At 71.5% G+C, this 4,932-nt stretch carries 5 protein-coding genes; all 5 read left to right on the top strand.

Annotation, left to right across the window (positions count from 1 at the left end; translation table 11 throughout):
* Window positions 1–468, top strand: a 468-nt coding sequence (locus tag AB4Z01_RS35825; protein ID WP_441701579.1) for a DUF4115 domain-containing protein, incomplete at its 5' end; no start/stop codon positions are given.
* A 107-nt stretch (window positions 469–575) separates the two neighbouring features.
* A complete protein-coding gene (ispG, locus tag AB4Z01_RS35820; RefSeq protein WP_429225043.1) occupies window positions 576–1,715 on the top strand; it encodes a flavodoxin-dependent (E)-4-hydroxy-3-methylbut-2-enyl-diphosphate synthase in 1,140 nt (379 codons plus the stop codon).
* Between the two features lie 91 nt (window positions 1,716–1,806).
* Entirely contained in the window at window positions 1,807–2,886 is a 1,080-nt protein-coding gene (prfA, locus tag AB4Z01_RS35815; protein ID WP_441701577.1) for a peptide chain release factor 1, read from the top strand.
* A complete protein-coding gene (prmC, locus tag AB4Z01_RS35810) occupies window positions 2,883–3,749 on the top strand; it encodes a peptide chain release factor N(5)-glutamine methyltransferase (protein WP_441701575.1) in 867 nt (288 codons plus the stop codon). The genes prfA and prmC overlap by 4 nt, the downstream gene beginning before the upstream one ends.
* Window positions 3,750–3,896: 147 nt before the next feature.
* Window positions 3,897–4,932 (top strand): DUF4167 domain-containing protein (locus tag AB4Z01_RS35805; RefSeq protein ID WP_441701573.1); only part of this gene is annotated, 1,036 nt, incomplete at its 3' end.

Below are 4,932 nucleotides of genomic sequence, written 5' to 3'. Positions count from 1 at the left end.
CCGGCCCTGCCGCTGCCGCCGGCCGCGCCGGTCCAGACCGCGGCGACCCCGCCCGCCGTCCCTGCCGCAACTGCGCCCCAGATCGCGGCGGCGGCACCCCAGTCGCCGCTGCCGGCCRTTCTCGCATTGGCCGACCGTCCGCTCGGCGCCGCCTTGGCGAGTGAGCCGCCGGCGCCGCAGATCCCCGGCCCCGGCGACAGCCGCATCATGCTGCGCGCCAACGCCGACAGCTGGGTTCAGATCCGCGACCGCCAGGGCGGGCTGGTGATGACCCGGGTGATGGCGGCGGGCGAGACCTACGCCGTGCCGTCGCAGGACGGCCAGCGCCTGACCACCGGCAATGCCGGCGGGCTGCAGGTCGAGGTCGACGGCACGCCGGTGGCGTCGCTCGGCGGCCCCGGCCAGGTCGTGCGCAACATCGCACTCGACCCGCAGAAGCTGCGGGGCGCGCCGGCCACAGCCAATTGAGCGCGGCCGGCTGCACATGGTCGCATTGCCGCCCTGCCGGATTGCGGGATCGGCGTGAAAGGGCCATGTTGTCGCGCAACGAACGCCGCATCACCTAAGGTCACGTCATGAGCGCCGTCCGCGCCTATCGCCAGATTCAACGCCGGAAGTCCCGCCTGATCCATGTCGGCAAGGTCCCGGTCGGCGGCGATTCGCCGATCACCGTCCAGTCGATGACCAACACCCGGACCACCGACATCCAGGGCACGATCGATCAGATCCGGGCGCTCGAGATCGCCGGCGCCGACATCGTCCGCGTGTCCTGCCCGGACGAGGAATCGAGCGCGGCGCTGAAATACATCGTGCCGGAAGTGACCGTGCCGATCGTCGCGGACATCCATTTCCACTACAAGCGCGGCATCGAGGCGGCCCAGAACGGCGCCGCCTGCCTGCGCATCAATCCCGGCAACATCGGCTCGAAGGAGCGGGTGGCCGAGGTGGTGCGGGCGGCCAAGGACCATGGCTGCTCGATGCGGATCGGCGTCAATGCCGGCTCGCTGGAGCGCGAGCTGTTGGAGAAGTACGGCGAGCCCTGCCCGGAGGCGATGGTCGAGTCGGCGCTCAACCACATCCGCATCCTCGAGGACCACGACTTCTTCAACTTCAAGATCTCGTGCAAGGCGTCGGACGTGTTCCTCGCCGTCGCCGCCTATCAGGCGCTGGCCGAGGCCTGCGACTACCCGCTGCATATCGGCGTCACCGAGGCCGGCGGCCTGCGCAGCGGCACGGTGAAGTCGTCGGTCGGCCTGGGCATGCTGCTGTGGTCCGGCATCGGCGACACGGTGCGCGTCTCGCTCTCCGCCGATCCGGTGGAGGAGGTCAAGGTCGGCTTCGACCTCCTGAAGTCTCTCGGCCTGCGCCACCGCGGCGTCAACATCATCTCCTGCCCGTCCTGCGCCCGGCAGCAATTCGACGTGATCAAGACCGTCGAGGTGCTGGAGCAGCGCCTGGCCCACATCACCACGCCGATGACCGTCTCGGTGATCGGCTGCGTGGTCAACGGCCCGGGCGAGGCGACGATGACCGATATCGGCTTCACCGGCGGCGGCAAGGGCACGCATCAGGTCTACATCAACGGCCTGCCGAACCACCGGCTGAAGGACGAGGGCATCGTCGACCACCTGGTGTCGCTGGTCGAGGACAAGGCCAAGCAGATCGAGGCCGAGCGCGCCGCCGCCGAGGCGGCCTCGGCCCAAGCGGCGGAATGACGGACGGCCGAATGATCCTGCGTCTGCGAGAGCGCTAGCGGGCCTGTCGTCCGACCAATCGACCGGCCCGTTCCTTTGATTTGAGCCTCCCGTGCATCTCGACGAAAACCTGAACCGTGTCCTGTCCCGCGTGGCCGAGCTGCGCGACGGCATGGGCACCGGCAAGCTGACGCCGGACCAGTTCACCGCCTATTCCAAGGAATATTCCGAGCTCGAGCCGCTCGCCGAGGAGATCGCGGCGCTGCATCGCGGCCGGGCCGAGCTGGCCGAGCTCGAGGCCATGGTGGCGGCCGAGGCCGATCCCGAGATGAAGGCCCTGGCGCAGGAGGAGCTGTTCGCCCTGCGCGACAGCCTGCCGGCGCTGGAGCGGCGGGTGCAGGTGCAGCTGCTGCCGAAGGACGAGGCCGACGACCGCAACGCCATCCTCGAGGTCCGCGCCGGCACCGGCGGCGACGAGGCGGCGCTGTTCGCCGCCGATCTGTTCCGGATGTACCAGCGCTACGCCGCGATCCGCGGCTGGCGCTTCGAGGTGCTCGACATCGCCGAGACGCCGCTGGGCGGCTACAAGGAGGCCTCGGCCGAGATCAATGGCCGCAGTGTCTTCGCCCGGCTCAAGTTCGAGAGCGGCGCCCACCGCGTTCAACGCGTGCCGGAGACCGAGACCCAGGGCCGTATCCACACCTCCGCCGCCACCGTGGCGGTGCTGCCGGAGGCGGAGGAGGTCGACATCCAGATCGACGACAAGGATCTGCGGGTCGACGTGTTCCGCGCCCAGGGCGCCGGCGGCCAGCACGTCAACAAGACCGAGAGCGCGGTTCGCATCACCCATCTGGCCACCGGCATCGTGGTGGTGATGCAGGATGAGAAGTCGCAGCACAAGAACCGTGCCAAGGCGATGAAGATCCTGCGCGCCCGCCTGTACGAGGCCGAGCGCGCGGCCAAGGACGCGGTGCGCGCCGCCGACCGCAAGAGCCAGGTCGGCTCCGGCGACCGGTCGGAGCGGATCCGCACCTACAACTTCCCGCAGGGTCGGGTCACCGACCACCGCATCAACCTGACGCTGTACAAGATCGAGAAGGTGCTGGCGGGCGAGGCGCTGGACGAGCTGGTGGAGGCGCTGATCGCCGAGGACGAGGCCGCCCGCCTCGCCACCCTCGCCGACCAGCCGTGAGCAGCATCGCCGAGGCGCTGCGCGACGGCACCGCGCGCTTGGCCGCAGCCGGCATCGACAGCGCCATGTCCGACGCCCGTCTGCTGCTGATGCACGCCCTCGGCATCGACCGCACCGGCCTGCTGACGCGCGCCGCCGAGCCGCTGCCGCCGGAAGCCGCCGGGCGCTACGCCGACCATCTGGCCCGCCGGGCGGCGCGCGAGCCGGTGTCGCGCATCCTCGGGCGACGCGAGTTCTGGAGCCTCGATTTCGCGCTCGGCCCGGCGACGCTGGACCCGCGGCCGGACAGCGAGACGCTGGTCGAGGCGGCGCTGGCCGCCGCCCCGGACCGGCCTTTGCGGGTGCTGGACCTCGGCACCGGCACCGGCTGCCTGCTGCTGGCCGTGCTGCACGACCGCGCCGCCGCCTTCGGCATCGGCGTCGACCGCAGCGAGGCCGCAGCCCGGGTGGCGCGGGACAATGCGCGGGCCCTGGGCCTGGCGGATCGCGCCGCGTTCACGGTCGGCGACTGGGCGACCGCCCTGGCAGGCCGCTTCGACCTTGTCCTGTCCAACCCGCCCTATATCCCGGATTCCGACATCGCGGCGCTGGAGCCCGAGGTGCGCGAGCACGACCCGCGCCTGGCCCTGTCCGGCGGGGCCGACGGGCTCGACGCCTATCGCGCCCTGGCGGCGGCGCTGCCGGATCTGCTGGCGCCCGGCGGCACGGCGGTGGTCGAGCTCGGCATCGGCCAGGCGGCGGATGTGGCGGCGCTGTTCCGCGGCGCAGGGCTTGACATCGCCGGCACGCCGCACGATCTCGCAGGCATACCGCGTTGCGTTGTGACGAAAAAAAGCGTTGGCCCGACGCCGGATTGCCGTTAGGGTCCCTTATTCCGTCATTTCCGGGCTTGACCGCTTGAGGCGGCCGCCATTCCGGCGCTGGAAGCGACGATGACGCTGGGCCCGGCCGCATCAGGCGGCGGCGAGGGACGGCAGCGCGGCAAACAGCGATCTGCAGAAGCAAGGCTGATGAGACCAGGACCGAATTCGCGGCGTGCGCGCGGCAGGAACGGCGGCGGTGGTGGTGGCGGAGGGGGCAGCAGCGGTGGTGGCGGTGGCCAGCAGCGCCGGCCGAACGCACTGCCCAACCGCAACCAGACCATCGACAGCAATGGACCGGACATCCGCATCCGCGGCAATGTCTTCCAGGTCTATGACAAGTACATGGGGCTGGCGCGCGACGCCCAGGCGTCGGGCGACCGCGTCATGGCGGAGAACTACCAGCAGCATGCGGAGCACTATGTCCGCATCATCAACGCCATGAACGAGGCCTACGGCGCACCGCAGCACCAGCCGAGCCAGGACAGCGGCCGCGACCAGCCGGGCGTCGATTCCGACTACGATCCGCTGACCAGCCCGCCGCAGCAGCAGCCGCAGCGCCGCGAGTTCGAGGCGCGCAACGACGGCGGCGACCGGCAGCAGCGGCGGGACTTCGAGCCGCGCAACGATGGCGGCGACCGTCAGCAGGGCCGTGACTTCGAGCCGCGCAACGAGGGCGACCGGCCGCAGCGCCGCGAGTTCGAGGGGCGCAGCGACGGCGGTGACCGCCAGAACCGCGACCAGGGCTTCCGGAACCGGGAGCAGGGGTTCCGGGAGAACCGTGAGAACCGTCCGCCGCGCGACCGTGACCAGGGCTTCCGCGACCAGAATCGCGAACAGGGGCAGGGCCGCGAGGAAGGGCAGCGCGACCGTTTCCGCGGCCCGCGCGAAGGAGGCCGTCCGGACTATCGTGCCGATCGGCCGCAGCCGCCGGATCTGAACGCGCCGCAGCCGCACATCCCGAGCCCGCTCGACCCGGCGCCGATCGACAACCCGGCTTCGGCCAGCTTCGGGGCTGACCCGCGGGACCAGGAGGACAGCGGCCTCGACACCGAGCTCGCCCTGCCGGCCTCGATCGTCGCCCGGCCCCGTCGCGGCCGTCCGCCGCGGACGCCGGCCCCGGCCGACGCGATGCCGTCGGACCAGCAGCCGGCTCCCGCCGCTCCGGCGGCTGCGGCCCCTGCGC

The sequence above is a fragment of the Inquilinus sp. YAF38 genome (assembly GCF_052113205.1).
Lineage (GTDB): Bacteria > Pseudomonadota > Alphaproteobacteria > DSM-16000 > Inquilinaceae > Inquilinus.
Note: the sequence above shows the minus strand (reverse complement) of the source record. Positions and strands in the feature narration are given on the sequence as shown.